Here is a 17,075-nt window from a genome sequence, read left to right as displayed (position 1 = left end):
GCGCTTGCACACGTACTGCTTGCTCTCACGTGGAGGTTGAGCGCATCAAGTCATCAGCCCACGTACCACCCGCCATGGGCTATGAGTTGGACTTAAACAATCGCAACTGCCTCTCGGGTGGTGCGGTGGTCGGCAGATAATACATTGACGCTAGATTGCAGGTTATCTGATTGGCAATGACCAGCGGATCTATGCCCCGGAGCTTTGCCAATAGAGCTACGGTGGTTGGGATGTCTGTTGGCCGCACGGGACGGTCCAAGAAGCTGACGAATGGCCCATCCGTCTCTGTCAGCAACCGTTCCATCGGAATGCTCCGCAGCAAAGCGTGCGTCTTCTCGTTGGCAATCATTTCTACGTTCACAGAGAAATAGCAGCCGAGCTCCACTGCTCTGGCAGCCTCCGATTTCGTCCCCGTGAACCAGTGCAGCACCGGTACGCAATTCCTTTTGGGAAGATGACTCTCGAGCTCCTTGAGTACCTTGGAAACTGCCCTAACGCTATGGATGCTGAGAATCTTTCCACCCTGCTCGTCGCATGCTCGGAGGATCCTGGCGAAGACACGGCGCTGCTCATCGAAGCTGGCATAGAAGCGCGAGCCCGCGTCTAGGCCTATTTCGCCCACATACTTCGTCTTGGGTAGGAGCTTCTCGAACAGTGGCAGCTCGTCCGAGCGCTCAGCAACTAGCTGTGGGTGCAATCCCAGCCCGACCAAGGTATAGGGATATCCGGCAGCCATTTCGGTGTTGCGCGCAAACGCCTTGGGGGTTGTGGTTACCCCCAAGGTTGCGATCTTCTCCGCATCGCACTCGCGTATGAGGCTCTGATGGTCTCGATACAGATCCAAGTGACAATGGAAGTCGACCCAGCTTGGCGATGCGGCAGCGCTCATCAGTCCGAAGGTTTGGCCTCGACGTTCTCAAGCAGACGGGCCACTTCCTCAAGCCCATCTCGGTATACGGCTTCATACTCAGCCCAATCCTGCGGGAAGTCTATCAAGGGACCGGGTTTGTGTATGTCGAACTTCGCCCTACCAGGATGGCTTCGCAGCCGCGAAATGGCGAGCTGGAAGGAGCGAACATGCTCTCCCTCGGCACTCCTGCTATCCAACACGCTCGCCTCCAGGTCGACCAGCTGGTAGTCGGTATCGTCCTTGCCGAGCCCGTGCTCTAGTGCAGCGCGTCGAATAAGGCACGGCACACAGTAGCCGCAGTTCTTGGGCTGACGACGCTCCTCGTCCTGAGAGAATCGCGCCTTGTTGGGTGAGGAGCAGGAAATGGTATTGCCCGCATGCTCCGCTAAGAACTCGGGGTCGGCGCATTCCTCGACCATCTCACCCTTAGTCATGTGGCGATAAGCGTTGTGCAGTCGGCCGCCCAACCCGAGCGCCTCCAAAAGCTCGTTGAAACGCGCCATGTAATACGGATGCGTAGTGCGGGTGCTGAGCGAACCTAGGCGGAGAGGATCGAGCGGCACATTCAAGGATATCAGCCCGTTCTCCGGGACATGGATGTTCACTATCCCACCGATGGCATCGGCAGCTAAGGCCGCCAAGGCGAAGAACAGAAAAGAGCGTCCCCTCAACGTGTTTTCGCCCTTCGACCCATCTACAGTGCCGGTCGCAAATCCTACCCGGGCCCTGACCGAATAGAAGGGGACCTCAGCATAGCGTTCATGGAGTGCAGCCAGGCAGGTGTCCTGGTATTTGCTCGTGATCCCATCCCAGTAGTGGCTCACCAACAGGACGCGCTCCTCCCGCGCCAATAGATCTACAGCGCCAATGAAGCTGTCCAGGCCCCCTGAAAACAGACACACCGATTTCGGCTTGTCCGCAAGCGTTTGGGTGATGGGTTCCAGGATCGTGGCCGCCGATCCAACCCGTGGCCTGAAAGCCAGCGTCCAGCGATCACCGGTGAGAAAATTGAGGGTTCGTTCAAGTAGTGGCGTCAGGCCGACCCAAACTTCATGCTCGCGTACCGGCAGGCAAAGTTCCAGCTCACGGGTCCACCCATCCTGCCCGTCCACCCCCCGCTCCACTCGGGTATCGGCGGCCGTAACCGCAGCAGCCAGCAGCGCCAGGTCCAGCGCGCGCTCCGACGGCTGCAGTCCGAGATCTTCCAGCTTGGTCAGAATATCTCCGAGCTGATGGTCGATTTCATCGAAGCCCCCGAATGCAATCTCGGTGGCATGGGCACCACTGAGCCGGTGGAGCATCGGGCCGGCGTCGTCCACGCCAACTCGAAACACGATCGACTGTCTGCTCATTGCACGTCCCCCGTAGTGGCCGATACCAGTTCAAAGGAAACCTGATAGATCGCTTCGACAATATCGGCAACCTGTTGATCGGTCTTCTCCGCCAACCCATCGAAATGCTGGCCGAGATGACCATGTACGCATCCCACGACAAAGTCGTGCAACTGATCCAAGATTCCCTCGACCTGCACAACGTTCTCCGGTGCATTGACCACATGCTTGCCGATGTCGGCTATCACCCTCCCCTCGATGGTGTGGATGACGAATCCCTGAAAGAACTCCGATAGCTGCCCGGCCGTCATCTCTTCGAAGCTGCCCGAATCGGATTCGGCCAGGTCGGCGATGGCGTCCAGTAGCGCCTGCCGAGCGATGGCTTCATCCACCCGACCGCCCGGCGGACACATTCCCTCAAGCAGCTCGACAAACACTTCGGCTGCCGGTCGGCCCGCCAAATGCCCCAGGTTGAGTTTCTGTAAAACGGTTGCTGCGCCATCCCGATCGATGTCGCGGATAACCTGCAGTAGTTGTTTCCCTACAGCACGGGATGCACCCATGCGCCGCGCGGCCTTGCCCGCAGAACCGGTGCCGTTTCGCACGTACTGCGATACCGCCCGCCTGAGCGTTTCGGAGTCCCCACTGCGGACAAACCGAGTGAAATTGCCCTTGGCACCACCCAGGCCTCCGGACGAGGAGGTATCTGGTGCGGCGGGGGAAATCACCGGCTGAGGGCCGGGGACAACATCGTTGCTATCCGCATCACCCCCCGGCGGCCCAGCGGACGCCGGTGCCTCTCCGGGAAACGTGTCGTCGATCCAACTGGGAACCAGCCCCGAGGGGGCCCCGCCGTATCCTTTCGATGTGCCCATGTGCTATTTCGCTCCAATCTTGCTGCTGAGCTCCGATGCCTTCTGAAGGGGTTTGTTTTCCGTCTGTACTGCCCAGCCAGCCAATATCTCTTGGAACTCTAAGCGGGCAGTCGAGTCGGTGAACGCGTTGCCAAACGCTGCCGGAGGCCACACGCCGACCTTGTCCACCGACAACTCCCTCGCAAACTCCACCAAGCGACTTTCCAACTCGGGACGCGCCTTGACCAATTCCAGAAGGCCTCTCACTCCGGCGGGTTGCTTGGTGAAAGAGTCCTCTTCCAAGATCCGCAGCTTGACCGAATCGAAAAGCTCCTCGGCAAACGGCGCGGTCATGCCTTGCGCCGTTTGCGCAGCCGTCTTGGCCATCCAGGACCCGGACATCAACTCGTCGGTAAGCTGGCCGAGTTGCGTGGAAGCTCCCGTGCCGCCGAGCAGCATTCGCTTATCGCGGGTTACGAAGATGTAGGGGCGCAGATCAACATCCGCCAACGATGGCGAAAGCGATGCCCAAGTCTTGATCCAGTCGATCTTGGCCCAGTCTTCAATGTCATCAGGAGGATTAGCCTTGCCCGGTTTGGTCTTCGAGAGCGTGCCTGGCTTAGTCGCTTCAGCAGCTACAGGTGCGGGTGTGGAAACGAACTCCTCGAGTTTCTTGATGCGGACGGATCGACCGTCGCTGGCACCGCTGACCTCGCGCGCAATTTCCTCGAAGAAATCGGATTTGAACCGCTCGGCCAACATGAGCTTGGCTAGTGCCGGAACCGAGATGTCCGCACCGAACCCTCTGGCCTCGCCGATTTCCTTTCTGAGCAACATCGAATTGAGAAAGCGTTTGATCTGCCTCGGATTGCCCTTGGTCCCTTCGGCCAGCATCGTGGTCAGCTGACCCGCGAGAACAAGCGCTTGCTCAGCCGCCGGAGGATTTGCCCCACCCATCGCTGAGGCCATGGCCTTGGAGGTAATGCCTTCACTCAGCCAGGGCCGGCGCATGTCTTCGCGCGCCGCGTCGAGAAGCTTTTTGAAGCCGTCATGATCGGAACCGAATGCAGCCTCGATCAGAAGCAGCGTTATGTAAGTGCGGGTCTCGGCAACGCCGAGCGAAGGGATACGGAAGGGAACCTGGATGAGCTTTTCTAGATAGTTGCGGGCATAGCTGACAGGGCCGGCGGAGGGTGGCAGATCCGGGAAATGATCGCGGACGGCGTATTCGATCATCATTTCGTCGGCGCCGATGACAAAGGCCGTCCGCTCGACAAACAGGAACAGACGAATGGCCTCCAGCGTCCCAATTGCGGTGGATGGCAGGCAACGGTCCAGATCATCGACCATCACAACAAGCTGTTTGATCTCGGCGGCCTCCAGCAGCTCGATGAATTCTTTGCGGAACGCATGAATATGCGCCGGAACGCTGTCTTCCTCGGCATCCTTGAAGATGCCAGTAGTCTCATCCGCGAAGCCTTCGATGTCCTGCCTGGTGAGCTCTTTGGCCGACTTTCCCAGTGCCGTCTTGGCAGCGCCTATGAGGTCGCCGAGCTGACTGAAGGTGGGAAGGCCGGTGGCTACCGTGAACGCCAGTCCGCCTGCTTTCTTGGCTGCCTTCAGCCAGTCCACGCGCTTGAGAAGTTTTTTGGCCGCGTCCTTCACTTTCTGGGACGTCGGCCGGGCGCGCTTGAGCTCTTCAATGATTGTTTCCAAGACGACCGTCTTGGCGTCTTCGAATCCCTCGAACGCCCAACCGTTGAACCAAACGCAGAGCACGCCTTCCTTTTCCTCGAGCGCAGCCTGCGCCATCTTCAGCACGCTCGATTTGCCAGCGCCCCAATCGCCGTGTACGCCGATCGTTATCGGTATCCCAGGCGTTCTCTCAATCAGTTTGACAACGGTTTTCGCAATGGCTTCGTACTGCAACATGTCCGTCGCAGTTTCTTGGTCGCTAATAAACACCCTGCCCCCTCCTTAGTTCGGTGTGCCCCCGATTCGGCCCACACCCTCCGATACCGCCATCCCAATCGCAACGCCCTGATTGCACCGACATAGTGCGCCATCGCTCTCATATATAGCCAACGAAAGGACGTACCGAGGCGATCGCATAGAATTTCCGCAGCGCATCATTCGACGGGCCAATCCAAATTCCGGATTGGGGCCCGCCAGCCCAGGCTAGGCGCTTTTCGAATCGGACTCGAAAACGAGGATGTCGCCAGATCTACGGGCATCTGCATTCCTGCAGACCCTTCGCCCAGATCGAGCCGGAGTGTCAGCAACAGGCCCCGAACCCTGCCTACCGTGCGGACCCAGCTTCAAGGTGGAGACGCAGGTATTTTCGGACCAGGTTTCGCGTGGACTCGCAGGGGAGCTTCTTCGTTGAGACCTCTTTGCCGTGGAATAGTCTGTCGCGCAGACCCTTTACGCCCCCGAAAGTCTTGAGGTCTGTTTCCACACCCGCCTCATCAAGCGTCCCCGCCAACATCGCGAACTTGTCGGTCAGCCTGAACTTGTCGGACATGACCGTGCTAATCCTCTGCAGCACATCGGGATGGGCCGCCAAGCGCCCGGCACCAGGATATTTGAAGAGCAACTTCTCATATTCCTTGAATGACTTGCTCACGAAGATCTCAAGCGCGGCCCATGCCGAAAGGAAGGAAAGCAACTCATCGTTGGCTAGGTCCATGGACTTGGCCAATAGACGATTGACGTCGGCATAGTCAGGCCCCTTGGACAGCTGGGCAGCGAAGTTGCGGGCTTCCTCGGCCACTTCCTGTGTCATCGGCGCCGCCGTATATGCCGTTCCATACCCTTCCATCTCGTAGCAGAAGATCGGTTTCCCATCATCCCGATAGAAAAGGACGCAATCGACCAAACGCTTTGCGGCCAGGTCGGTGGGCGAGGAGAGGCTTAGCGCCGTAAAAAGGGATTGAACGTATCGCTCATGGGAACTCCGAATGCTCTTTGCGGGTGATTCGCCGAGAGAGACGATGAATTCATCCTCTTCCCTGGTATGGATCAGTTCGAAATCTTCGGTCACGCTATTGATATCAAGGATGACCAACATCTTCGGCGAGTTCGCGGCCCGGCGCGCCTGCCGAATCTCCAGCACCTTTCGTCTGCGCTCGGCCCCCGGATCTTCTACAGACTTCCCCGCGAAACCTCGCATCATTAACGAGCTGATCGCAGCCTTTGTGTCGACAACTTCAGGAATGGAGTCGCGGTTGGCCGTGTAAGTAATTGTCCCGGAAACACATGGGACGTCGATCACGATTTCCGTGTCGGCGGGCGGCATAAGCCCCCTGATTTCGGCGACCAAGACATATCGATATCGCATACCGTTTTCACACTCCTTTGCGGGCCCAGGATTCCCATGATCCGTTAGCGACGTCCGGACACCGGCGCACTATCTGATCGTCGAGGCGCTCGGGCAGTAGGTGCTCTGCGAGCGGTCTTCACCTTCAACCAAAGGTCTCATCGGCAACTCTCGTCGGCGCGGTGGAGCAAGTGTATCGAGTCAGAGGGTTTTCACACAGCCTCGGTCGGAAGCTGCCTTCCTTTACCCCCGATAACCCCACCTAATCACCAACCTCGGGTTCGGCCTGATGCCCACGTCCGAGCGACTTGACGATCAGTCCCTACCTGCCCCGCCCTGGGCTCCAAGGGGCCTGGCGCGATAAGCTCTTTTCAGGTCCGGGCGAGGCGCGTACGCTCCTATTTACAACTCGACCGAGAGCGCCATGGCCGCGGATTGCAGGAACGATCGCTTTGGTATGCCCGACAGTGCGTTTGATGCCGCGCTAGAAAGTCACGGACACGACAACCCCGTGTTGCGTGCTGGCATGGACGTCCCCATGCAAGCGGAGGTGGCGTCCCTTCCGGTGGAGATCCTTCATCCCATCATGATTGACTGGATGTGGGAAAGCCCCAGCGAACTCATCCCTAGCAACGAGCAGATTCGAGCGGTGATTGCGATCTTGCGCGCACGTCCGGACGCGAAACATCCGGACGTGCGCGCACTGATACATTCATGCGAGGCGTATCTTCTAGACTAGTGTTCCTCGCGTCCCCGTCGACGACCCACGAGGGCGCGCTTCAAAGATTCCTCTTACCGACCGTCATCGGGGTGGGCGGGGGCGGCGAGGTAAGTTCCACGCCCATGTCCTTTTCCCCCAGGTAGGGCTTCTGCCCTCGACAAAGCCGATTCGATCATGTTCGCGGTGGCAGATCGCCTCATCCAGAATCCGCATGGCGGCCTGGGCATACTGCGTGGACATTGCCGTTTCCCGGAGAATGCGCCCAAAGTCATATCCAATGCGCCCATTGAACGCCTCAGGCCATAAGTCGATCGGCGTATCGGACACTGTCAGCCACCCCACGAACCAGAGCGCTAAGCGGCGCACGGCAGGATCAATCAGATAGCGCACCGCCATCCAAGGATCACCGGCCAGTCGTTCCGTGCGTCCTGGCGGACGGCTGACCCACGGGATCAGGTGAAGCGGAATCATCAGATTATGGATGGGTGTGTAACCACGGAGGGTGCTGAGATTGGTCACACACGCGCTCAGCAACACCTTCGCAGCGTTGGGAGAGCCGCTCCAATGGGCCGGCCATGGCGCACGCTTGAAAAGGCATGTTCCAAGTGCGAGCGCGAACCGATCTACCCACGCCAAGAGCCGACGGGCACCGGGTGTCGGTGGACTCGACTCCACAAGTTTGTGAGACCGCCAGCCTGAGGTCATCGCCGCCAGTTGCAAGGGCACCTTCGGATGCATCGGACAGCTCAGTACAAAGATGCTCTGGCAAGCGCGGCGAAACGTTCGCGGTTGACCGGCTTGGTCGGCTTCGGCCCAACATTGAGAACAAAACACCCCCGAACGCGGATGAAAGACCAGGTCCTCCTCAAAGGGCTGACGTAGGGCGAACAATGCGCGCGGACACGTGCTCAACCGGCGGGCGAGGTCCAGGATATCGCTGGCGCTGCAGCGCTCCAGGCTCGGCATCGACTCAGGGGAAGCACCGGGGTAGGCGGTCAACCGATCGCTGAACGCCTCCAAGTGTCGGTAGCGCGCAGCGGCGCGCCCCACGATCGAACGAATGGATTCATCCTCGCCGGGCCCAGGAATGAACCACCGAATAGTTTCAAGGGCCATGGGGTTTCCTCCTTTGCGACGAAGGCGCAGGCACGATTGTGGGAAATTCGTAGGCGCTTCGATGGAACAAGTCCGGTGTGACCCGCTCCTCTCCCCCGACCGCTAGCGCCGCGGCAATTTGTAATCGCCAGACAATGTCCGCCAGGCGCCCCTGGGTGGCCTTGATGATCGACCGCATCATCGTCAGCGAGCCCAGGTTGGAGCGCCGCTTCAGCGGCAGACTAGACTCGAACGATTCAAGGAAGTGGCGAAAGTAGTCGTCGCTCTCCCACACCGGCAACGCGCGAAAGGCGAAGCGCGCATGAAGATGTTGGTCGCTCTCCAAGGCGTACCGCGCCTCTTGCGTGCCTAATGCGACGATCGGCAAGAGCAGTGAGTTCATGAGATCTTTGATGCCCATCAATGCCAGGACGCGTTGGCGAGGTGTGATGTTGAGGAGATCCTGCACCTCATCGAAAATCACCATCTGCACGTTGGCGGCCCGCGCCAGTTCCAAGGTCATCGATCGGCGCTCTTTGCCCGTATAACGATTCGCACGCTGGCAACCTAGGTCTTCAAGCAGGCGCCGATAGATTTCCTCCGCGTCACGTGCGTTGACCATGCTGATAAGCAAGACCGGTTTGGTTGCGGCCTTCAGACGCGTCGCTGGATGGCACGCATAGCGGCGCACCAACGCGTTGGCAAACGCGGTCTTGCCCGATCCGCTGGGGGCGCAAACAAGTAGTCCACGGGGTCGCAACGAGGGCGGCCGATGCGCCAAATAATCGCACTCGGCCAGCAGTGCGCCGACCTTTTCGTGGCAAATGAAGCGGTCGGCCAGTAAGGCCCGGATGCGTTCGTCGTCGGGCAGTTTGAGGAGGGAAGCGACCGTGGGATCGAGGTGTGACCCGTGCGTACTCATGGCTCGAGCACCTCAAAGGTGACCGAAGCCCGGTTAAGCGCAGGAAGGGCCAATTGGTTCTCGCGGGCTGCATCGCCCTTTCGGTCCGAGCGTGCCGCCGGCCGGCTTTTGCGTGCCGTGCCCTGCCCCGAGCCGTGACTCTGCTTTATTCGCTGGCGCCCCCGGGCCGAGGCCTCGACGGCGTCGGCCGTCTCATAGCCATCGAGCAGCTTCTGATCAAGGTAGGCTTGCTCCTGGTCGGTCAACGCCACGGCTCGCCCGTGGGATAAGGCCGCGCCGGCCACCACCACCGCTTCCACCAGCACGTCACCATCGGCACGGATCCAGACGCATGAAGGGTTCTGTTTGTTGTAGTGGACCCTCACCTGGCGCTGAGGATGCACCAGCGGCGCCAAAGCACTAGCCCAGTAGCGCGACTGGCCTAGCTGCACGCCCGTACGCTGAATGCGTCGGAAGACGAACGGGTAGAAGTCGCGACGCAAATCGTCAGGCCGCAAGGGCACCTCGGGCATACGCAGCGTCCCATCGGGCTGCCTGAAGGCGCGTTCCCAGGCGATCAGCGGAGGAACGCCCAAACTTCGATGTGTGCGAGCGTGGTAGCCCCGGCAAATCTTCTGGACGAACCAAGCCCGGAGGTCTTCGAGCGTGAGACACGCGCGGCGCTCGCTTGGGTAGTCGCCGCGCGCTTTGACGTTGCTGAACGTGGTTCCCGGCAGCGAGTGCACCATCGTCATGAACGTGCCGATGAGCCGCTCGATGTGCGCGCCATAATGGGGTACGCGGACGGGGCGCCACTTCAACTCGATCCCGTGCTGCTCGCAGCCACGCTTGAGTGCGTAGCTGCGGAAGTCCTTGCCGTTGTCCAGGAGCACGCACAGCGGTTTGCCGTACATCGGCCACAGCTCAGGATCGTCCTGGGTCTCGGGTTTGGGCAGCATCGCGTGGGCTAGGCACATAGCCACCGAAATGCTCGAGGGTGCATCCATAGTCAGATACCACCCAAGCACGACGCGGGTCGCCACGTCGATGGCCAAGGTCAACCAAGGGCGTCCGGCAACCGTTCCGTCTTCGTGAACCACAAGGACGTCCACCAGGGTGTGGTCGATCTGCACCTCCTCAAGTGGGCGGCTCATCTGGTGCATTCCGGGGCGTGCCTCCCACACCTGTTTGGCGCTTTTTGCACCGTGACGCGCACGATCCATCGCGTACCCTTGCGCCTCACTGATGCGGGCAAGGATGGTTTTGCGCGATGGGCGGGGATAGGACAGCCGGCTACAGATCAGCCGAACGCGCTCGACGATGCATTCCTTGGTGGCCGGTTCGCGGCAGGCATAGTGCTTGGCGATAACGTGCTGGATGAGTCGTTCGACTTCCTGGATCAGGCACCGAAGCCCGACTGGGCGTCCGCCTTTGCCACGGATTAGCGCCGTGGTCTGATGCGTGGCTTGGAACTGGGCACGCAGACGCTGGACCTGCCGGAAGGTGATCGCGTGCCGGAGGGCAATCGCCTGGGTGACGCGGGTCGGCAGCGCCCGGCACTCCACATACGGCTGGAACGCTCTTGCGAGGGTAAGCGCGCGGTCCCATTCGTTCTGTGGAACCGTTAGAGGATCGGCCGCCTTTTGCGCTGCATTGCTTGGTAGCGTGAGGTGGTGAACGGGGGCCGGCTTCAACTCGCCGCTGGCTACGTCCCGCACCTGCACCACTTGCAGGGACAAGGGGCCGTCCACCTGCACCACCCGCTCCTCGAACACCCACAGGGTGCCTACAGCAAACTGTGATTTTCTTGCGTACGTTGAACTCTTCATCGGCTCTCTCCGATATGCGTGCACCGGCCAAGAGGCAGCGTGAACGGCCTCGACTGCGGTGCGTTAGGGACGTCAACGCCCGTTGCGCGTCGTCAAGGGACGCGCGCAGGGCTTGACAGCAGAAAGGGAGACTTCGAAGATGGGGTCAGCGGGCTATTCCAATCCGCTATTACCTAAAAAGGCCTCGCATGCGACTGCGAGGCTTTTTTTCTTCGCGTTCTCTTCTTCGGCTCTTTTGTTTCAGCTCACGATATTGGTGGGTTATCCGCTCATGGCTGACCCTCCTCTGGCTCGGTTACACCGCCGTGGGCAGCAAGCGTCTGTTCAAGCCACGCCTTGACCACGTGAGTGGCCGCAAACCAGCCACGACGTCCTGGGATCTGGAACATGGGAATCGGCAAGCGGCCGGTCTGGCGTGCCTTGGTCAGGGCTTCGCTGCAGGGACATCCCATCAGGCGAGCGGCCTCGCCTGCGCTCAGGATGGGCGTGCGCGGAATAAACAGCTCCGCTCCCGACAATAAGGGGCGAGAAGTCGCGAGACGGGCTTGGTCGCTCATAGTCCCTCCCAGTCCGGCATGCGGGCCCACGAGACCCGACGAGCCAGACGCACCAAGCTAGGTTCTCACGAACCACCCGCGAACGATAGTAAGTTGTTGATATCAAATATAAATATATCAGTCTAGCGACTAAGTCCTTACACGCGCATCTGGTGCCCGTGATTGGACAGATCGGCCAAGAATGGCCGACCCATTCAGAAGCGCCTTCAGCGGCCGATAGATCTCCCGTGCTTCAGGAGACAGTGTGTTGTTCAAGGTAGCGCTGGCATTGACGGCGACCGGAATCTGCTGGGCGGTGCACGATGTGTGGGCTGGCTTGCCCTGGCAAGGCCTGGGGATCTTGGGGGCTTGCGTCGCCGGAGCGTTGCGCCTCATCGGTGCAGAACTTGTTGACCTGCCGAGGACCTATTTGCTGGCAGCAGCAGCGGTCACTCTTGGCGGCTTCGGACACTTCTACTGGGAAACACCATTCCTCGACGTCGAACGGCAGCAGGCGCTCTCGGCCCTCACCACGACGTTTCTCGACATCGCGCTCGAAAGTCCGCCGTACGAGCATCCTCATCAGGTCCGTGAACTCGCGCTACAAGGGGTTGGCTTCTGCAGTCAGCAGCCGCTCGCCGATGCGCAGGCGACGGCCGTGGAAGCCATGAAACTCGCGTATGAGCCGCCAGCCCTCTCCATCATCGAACGCGTCGCCACACCGCAAATACCCGAACCGGACCCGTCACGTTGTCTACAGGCCTACCGACAGCTACGTCCGCAGTTCCCCGCCGATTTCAAGGGCGCAGAGTTCGCGAACCCTTGGCTAAGCAGGGTTCTCGCCTCCGGACGGTGAGCTATTAACTGCGTCGCCAATTTGAGATTGGCCCGCTAGCCAGGTCATGTTTGAACACAGCTGGTCGCTGGTCACCAACGCTCGCAAGCGCAAGCCTTTGAATCCTTGAGATTCCAGAAAGCTAATTAATGGGTGACAGGGTTAAAGGGACTACGACACCGGCGTCGCTCGGCATTTACACACCTACATCACAATTTCGTTCTTCGGCCGCTGCATTGCGCCAATGCCCGTCTCGCCGAGCAGCTCCTTCAACTCCAGCTCGATGTCGTCGCACAGCCGGGTGATGGGGATATCGTTGGCGCCGCCCTCGAACGGATTCGAAGTGCTTTCACCTACCTCATCCATGGACGTGAACATCCATGAGATGACTACGGTTACCGGAATGGACAGCCACACCATGTACCCCTTCATGAAGCCGCTCACCGTCTCGTTCAGTTGATCGAACTGGTCGATCATGGCCAGCGGAAGGATGAAGCAGAGAATCCTCACGAAGATCGCATTGACGATGGCGTACTGCCGCGGATAGGGGGAGTTCTTGATCATCTCGCTCTTGCACTGGCACTCGTGCAGGTCGTTGACCACCCGCTGCATCTCCATGAAGGTATTCACGGACATGCCGCCCCCATCGAGTGAATGCCTGAGCGCCCTGCCCTGGAAAGTCAGCACGCGCGCAGCCTTGTTGCCGGCCACCAGGATGGGCGCAACCTCCTCGGCGGGAAGGTATTTCATCAGCTCGATCTCGAGTGAGTTCTCCTTCTCCGGTACCTCGTAGAAGCGCCCGTATTCCTTGTTCGACGACCTGTCGCCGTTCTCCCACGCCCGCCTTTCCCGCATGGCGTAACGGAGCGTCGCTAGCCACGCGAAATGACCATAGATGAACTTGGTCGATTCGTCCCTGCGCGCCAGGGCGGTACTCATCTCGCCCCAGACCCGGCTCCTGCTTACGATCGACGACCAGATACGCTGCGCCTCCCAGGTGCGCCCGTAGGTCTGCGTGCTTTTGAAGCCGACCATCAGTGCGACGGCGGTGCCCAGTATGAGCACCACGCTCCACGGGACTACCAGCCACTTCCATCCGGCCACCTCGTGCAACACCACGAGTGTGGTCGCGATCGCGACCAGGCCATAGACCGATCGCCGGGTCCAGAACAGGAACTCCGAGAACTTGTAGGACTTTCCAGCGTGCATGTCGCGACCTCTATTCGTAGGGAAAAACTCGACTGTTCGCGCCCATCAGGCGCCTTTGCCGTATCTGCGAAGAACACATGTTCACGGTGCCCGGCAAGAGGTACGGTCCGTGGATACGTGACGCGCATGCCAGGCCGCGCCAACCGCGCGGAGCAGGCCGCCGCCAGGGCGCGCCGTGTTGCCCGCCATGCACCAACCACCCGCTTTCGAAGCGCGGCACATGGCGGCCCGGGCGCCCGCCCTACTCCTCGAACGGAGCGTTCAGCAACGGGTCCACCATCGACGCCGCGCGATAGCCCGGCACGAAACGTTCGCCGAAATCACGGGCGAAATTGTCGTAAGTCGTTTCCGGCCGTGTGTGGACGATGTGGCAGATGGCCTGCGTGAACCGTTGTTTCATGGCCAGTCGCGGGAACGCCTCGAGGATCGCCGCCATGCGCTCGTCGGAGATCGCGGCATGGCCCCAGCCACCCCAATCAACACCGACCCCTTGGGTGCACAAGGCAGCCTCCGCCTCCTTGTGCAGGCAGATCGAAGGGGTCGAGTTGAGTGCGACGCTATCCCAAACCAGTTGGGAGCGAGCCTCATCGAAACCCCCGGCGCGGGCAAACGCACGTGCGGCATTGGCGCCTTCCACTTCGAACCGCAGCGGTCCTTCGAAGGCCTTCGCCAGGCCGAGGTCGTGCAGCACCGCCGCCACCGCCAGCACCTCGGCATCGTATGGCGCCTGCTTCAGGTCGGCCAGGATTGCAGCGAACAACCAGGAACGCATGACATGGTTGAACAGATAGGGCTCGGAATGGTCGCGGGCGTACTCAATGGCGCGGGCGACCAGCGCTGTATCCGGCACGGCTACTCCGGCCAGCAGGCGCGTGGGAAGCAGAGACTTCGACAAAGTTTGCATGGGATCTCCCTCGGCGACGTGATGGCATGTTCCGGATCCGGCAGCGGATCGTGAACCGAAAGCGTGCTGCAGGGGCGGCCATCCCGGAAGGTACGTCGAAGGGCTCACTGTGTTGCCTGCCGCGCAACCTCGCGCTCCCTTCCCTCCAGGCCGCGGTTGTCGGCATCGACCTGCGGGAAGGAAGAGGAATGAACGATGGCCTGGCGCGCGGCGTCGGCGACAGCCGGCATGGTGAGATCCTGCTGGTCGCCTTGCCGGATGCGTTGCGTCATGTAGTCGATGAACACCCGGATCCGGGTCGGAAGCTGGTGCCGGCTGAGGTAGCACACGTAATGTCCGCGATCATCGGGCTGATGCTGTCCCAGACAGGTGACCAACTGGTTTTGGCGAACGTGGGCGCCGACCAGGAAGCCCGGAAGCTGCGCGATGCCCTGGCCGTCCAGGACAGCCTGCAACACCAGATCCGGATCATTGAACGTGCAAGCTGACTCTGGCATCAGCCGACTAGGACGCCCATCCACCTTGAACTCCCACTCCAGTATTCGCCCGGAGCCCAGCCTCTGGCGGATGCATTGATGGCCGGCGATGTCCTCGACGGACGATGGCAATCCGTGGGCACGCGCATAGGCGGTTGACGCGCAAACCAGCAACTGCATTGGAATGACCTGCCTCGCCACCAGTTGGCTGTCCTCCAGGCGCCCATCGTGGAAGGCCACATCGACCCGGTCCGATGTGAAGTCGACATGGTTGCCATTGAGGATCAGCTCGATCGCGATACCCGGATACCGCGACCGAAAACCGCCAAGCAGCGGCATCACCACACTGCGCCCGAATGCCGGCGACGCCGCGATCCGAAGCTGCCCGCATGGAGGACCTTCGCGCAGGTCGCGCATCTCCTCCAGCGCCGACACGATCCTTTCGACGCCCGGATGGCATTTCTCGTGAAAGCGCTCTCCTTCCCGGGTCAGCGACGTACTCCGCGTAGTCCTCAGGAACAAACGCGTGCCGAGCTGGACTTCCAGTTTGCGCACGCTGCGGCTCACCGCGGACCGTCCAATGCCAAGCCGATCGCCCGCCTTGGCGAAGCTGCCCTCGGCGGCAACCGCCACGAAAGCGATGACCCCCGCGTAGCTGGCCGAGAAGATCGACGCCAGCGGGTCGGGGCACGCGGATGGGGAAGCGATGCGTTTGACGGACACGGCAGGCTCCGGAGGCGCGGTAGCTTTCAAGCCACGGCCTCGACAGTTGGACATGTTTGCGGATATCAGCTTCCGCTGTATCGACGGAAACATCCTAGCCAAGGCAGCGGGGCATCGACGGACATTGTTCCGCCGATTTCCGCCATTCATGGACCAGGCAGGCTGCTCCACGTCGGCGGCCACTTTCCGGAAATCGCGCGCGCCGGATCACTTCGTGCGTGGCGGCAGGAAACCCCTGGCCGTCGCCAGGTCGGGCCATGGCAGAACCGTTTCTCCCGCCACCCGCCATTTGCCATCCACCCTGCGCAGCCGCAGTTCGTAGAGCGCCGGGTCGGCCCGCTCGCTCATGCGCCGATACAACACGGCGGTCGCCTGGTCGCCCTGCTGCTCGATGTGCAGTACCCGCTTCTCCGTCGACAGCGGTGGTTCGCCGGCATCGCGGCGACTTCTGAACTCGGCGAGCATCTCGGCTTTCGAGAACCGGGCGATCTCGCCCGCCGGCGTGAGCACGAGAAAACCGAGGTCGTCGAGGTAGAGATCCTCCATGGCCTCCATCCGGTAGTTGCTGCCGGTCTCGGCCAGCACGTCGATGAACTGGAGGATCTCCGAGTGGTCATTCTTGGACATGTCCTGAACTCCTTGCGTTGATGAAAGTGATCGATGACGTGTCAGCTCACCGACATGCCGCCGTCGACATGCAACCTGGCGCCGTTGACGTAGCGGCTGTCGTCGGAAGCCAGGTACAAAGCTGCCTGCGCCAGTTCCTCAGACTCACCGAGACGGCCGGCTGGAATCGCGTCGGTCATGGTCTTGAGGAAGGCGGGACGGTCGGCTTCCGCCACGCCCAGTTTCTGGACGATGCCGGTGTCGACCGGCCCGGGGCTTAGCACGTTCACGCGGACTTTTCGCGCCCGCAGTTCGAGCGCCCAGTGGCGCGCGAAGGCTTCGACGGCGGCCTTCGATCCGGCGTACACGGCGTGACCATCAAGGGCTTTGGTGGCGGCGAGGGAACTGGTCAGGATGATGCTGCCGCCGTCACTGATCAGCGGCACCACCGCCTGCACGCCAAAGAACACGCCGCGCGCGTTGACGTTGAACTGGGCGTCGAACTGCTCAGGCGTTACCGTCGCGGAAGGCGCAACGGTGATGATGCCCGCGTTGGCCATGTAGATGTCGAGTTTGCCGAAGCGCGCGCGGATCTCCGCGACGACCAGAGCATGGTGCGCGGGATCGGCGACGTCGCCCTGGATGCCAATGGCGCCATGCCCGATGTCTCCAATGGCGCGTTCCAGCACATCTGGCCGACGGGCAGTGACGATCACCTGCGCGCCCTCCGCGGCGAAGAGTTCGGCCGTGGCCTGGCCTATGCCGCTGTTGCCGCCGGTGATCAGGGCGACTTTGCCTGAAAGACGTTTCATCTGCTGCCCTCGTG

At 60.8% G+C, this 17,075-nt stretch carries 16 protein-coding genes; 2 read left to right on the top strand and 14 right to left on the bottom strand.

The window, feature by feature from the left end; genetic code table 11:
- Window positions 1-79 precede the first annotated feature (79 nt).
- The 5 genes from qatD to UU9_RS05935 all read right to left on the bottom strand — a co-directional run bounded on the left by qatD (window position 80) and on the right by UU9_RS05935 (window position 6,417).
- On the bottom strand, window positions 80-889 hold the full coding sequence (gene qatD, locus UU9_RS05955; protein WP_007080826.1) for a Qat anti-phage system TatD family nuclease QatD: 810 nt from the start codon (window positions 887-889) through the stop codon (window positions 80-82).
- Complete coding sequence (gene qatC, locus UU9_RS05950) at window positions 889-2,262, bottom strand: Qat anti-phage system QueC-like protein QatC (protein ID WP_007080825.1); 1,374 nt, start codon at window positions 2,260-2,262, stop codon at window positions 889-891. Before qatC ends, qatD begins: the two co-directional genes overlap by 1 nt.
- Window positions 2,259-3,116, bottom strand: coding sequence for a Qat anti-phage system associated protein QatB (gene qatB, locus UU9_RS05945; protein ID WP_237710229.1), 858 nt, complete (start codon window positions 3,114-3,116; stop codon window positions 2,259-2,261). Before qatB ends, qatC begins: the two co-directional genes overlap by 4 nt.
- A gap of 3 nt (window positions 3,117-3,119) precedes the next feature.
- Window positions 3,120-5,060, bottom strand: a complete 1,941-nt coding sequence (qatA, locus tag UU9_RS05940) for a Qat anti-phage system ATPase QatA (protein ID WP_007080823.1) — start codon at window positions 5,058-5,060, stop codon at window positions 3,120-3,122.
- 334 nt (window positions 5,061-5,394) lie between these two features.
- Complete coding sequence (locus tag UU9_RS05935; RefSeq protein WP_156804210.1) at window positions 5,395-6,417, bottom strand: hypothetical protein; 1,023 nt, start codon at window positions 6,415-6,417, stop codon at window positions 5,395-5,397.
- Window positions 6,418-6,838: 421 nt separating this feature from the next.
- Between UU9_RS05935 and UU9_RS05930 the strand changes: the two genes are divergently transcribed.
- Window positions 6,839-7,153, top strand: a complete 315-nt coding sequence (locus UU9_RS05930) for a hypothetical protein (RefSeq protein WP_040670360.1) — start codon at window positions 6,839-6,841, stop codon at window positions 7,151-7,153.
- Window positions 7,154-7,216: 63 nt separating this feature from the next.
- Here UU9_RS05930 and UU9_RS17860 read toward each other — a convergent pair whose 3' ends face one another.
- From UU9_RS17860 to UU9_RS17855, 4 genes are all read right to left on the bottom strand, one after another.
- On the bottom strand, window positions 7,217-7,654 hold the full coding sequence (locus UU9_RS17860; RefSeq protein ID WP_156804209.1) for a hypothetical protein: 438 nt from the start codon (window positions 7,652-7,654) through the stop codon (window positions 7,217-7,219).
- A 586-nt stretch (window positions 7,655-8,240) separates the two neighbouring features.
- Window positions 8,241-9,152 carry a TniB family NTP-binding protein gene (locus UU9_RS05925; protein WP_007080820.1) on the bottom strand — a complete coding sequence of 304 codons (912 nt, stop codon included), beginning with the start codon at window positions 9,150-9,152 and terminating at the stop codon, window positions 8,241-8,243.
- A complete protein-coding gene (locus tag UU9_RS17275) occupies window positions 9,149-10,960 on the bottom strand; it encodes a Mu transposase C-terminal domain-containing protein (protein ID WP_007080819.1) in 1,812 nt (603 codons plus the stop codon). Before UU9_RS17275 ends, UU9_RS05925 begins: the two co-directional genes overlap by 4 nt.
- 269 nt (window positions 10,961-11,229) lie before the next feature.
- Window positions 11,230-11,517, bottom strand: a complete 288-nt coding sequence (locus UU9_RS17855; RefSeq protein WP_156804208.1) for a hypothetical protein — start codon at window positions 11,515-11,517, stop codon at window positions 11,230-11,232.
- Between the two features lie 247 nt (window positions 11,518-11,764).
- Here UU9_RS17855 and UU9_RS05915 point away from each other — a divergent pair, with 247 nt between their 5' ends.
- Window positions 11,765-12,352, top strand: coding sequence for a hypothetical protein (locus UU9_RS05915; RefSeq protein ID WP_007080818.1), 588 nt, complete (start codon window positions 11,765-11,767; stop codon window positions 12,350-12,352).
- A 183-nt stretch (window positions 12,353-12,535) separates the two neighbouring features.
- Here the strand turns inward: UU9_RS05915 and UU9_RS05910 are convergent, their stop codons facing one another.
- The 5 genes from UU9_RS05910 to UU9_RS05890 form a co-directional block, all read right to left on the bottom strand.
- A complete protein-coding gene (locus tag UU9_RS05910) occupies window positions 12,536-13,540 on the bottom strand; it encodes a bestrophin family protein (RefSeq protein WP_007080817.1) in 1,005 nt (334 codons plus the stop codon).
- Window positions 13,541-13,781: 241 nt separating this feature from the next.
- Window positions 13,782-14,444: an HD domain-containing protein gene (locus UU9_RS05905; RefSeq protein ID WP_007080816.1), complete on the bottom strand. Its 663-nt coding sequence runs from the start codon at window positions 14,442-14,444 to the stop codon at window positions 13,782-13,784.
- A 104-nt stretch (window positions 14,445-14,548) separates the two neighbouring features.
- Window positions 14,549-15,643, bottom strand: a complete 1,095-nt coding sequence (locus tag UU9_RS05900) for a LysR family transcriptional regulator (protein WP_007080815.1) — start codon at window positions 15,641-15,643, stop codon at window positions 14,549-14,551.
- 207 nt (window positions 15,644-15,850) lie between these two features.
- A complete protein-coding gene (locus UU9_RS05895; RefSeq protein ID WP_007080814.1) occupies window positions 15,851-16,270 on the bottom strand; it encodes a nuclear transport factor 2 family protein in 420 nt (139 codons plus the stop codon).
- Between the two features lie 41 nt (window positions 16,271-16,311).
- Window positions 16,312-17,061 carry an SDR family NAD(P)-dependent oxidoreductase gene (locus tag UU9_RS05890; RefSeq protein ID WP_007080813.1) on the bottom strand — a complete coding sequence of 250 codons (750 nt, stop codon included), beginning with the start codon at window positions 17,059-17,061 and terminating at the stop codon, window positions 16,312-16,314.
- Between the last annotated feature and the right edge of the window lie 14 nt (window positions 17,062-17,075).

Source organism: Rhodanobacter fulvus Jip2 (assembly GCF_000264315.1).
In the GTDB taxonomy this organism is placed as follows: Bacteria; Pseudomonadota; Gammaproteobacteria; order Xanthomonadales; family Rhodanobacteraceae; genus Rhodanobacter; species Rhodanobacter fulvus.
Note: the sequence above shows the minus strand (reverse complement) of the source record. Positions and strands in the feature narration are given on the sequence as shown.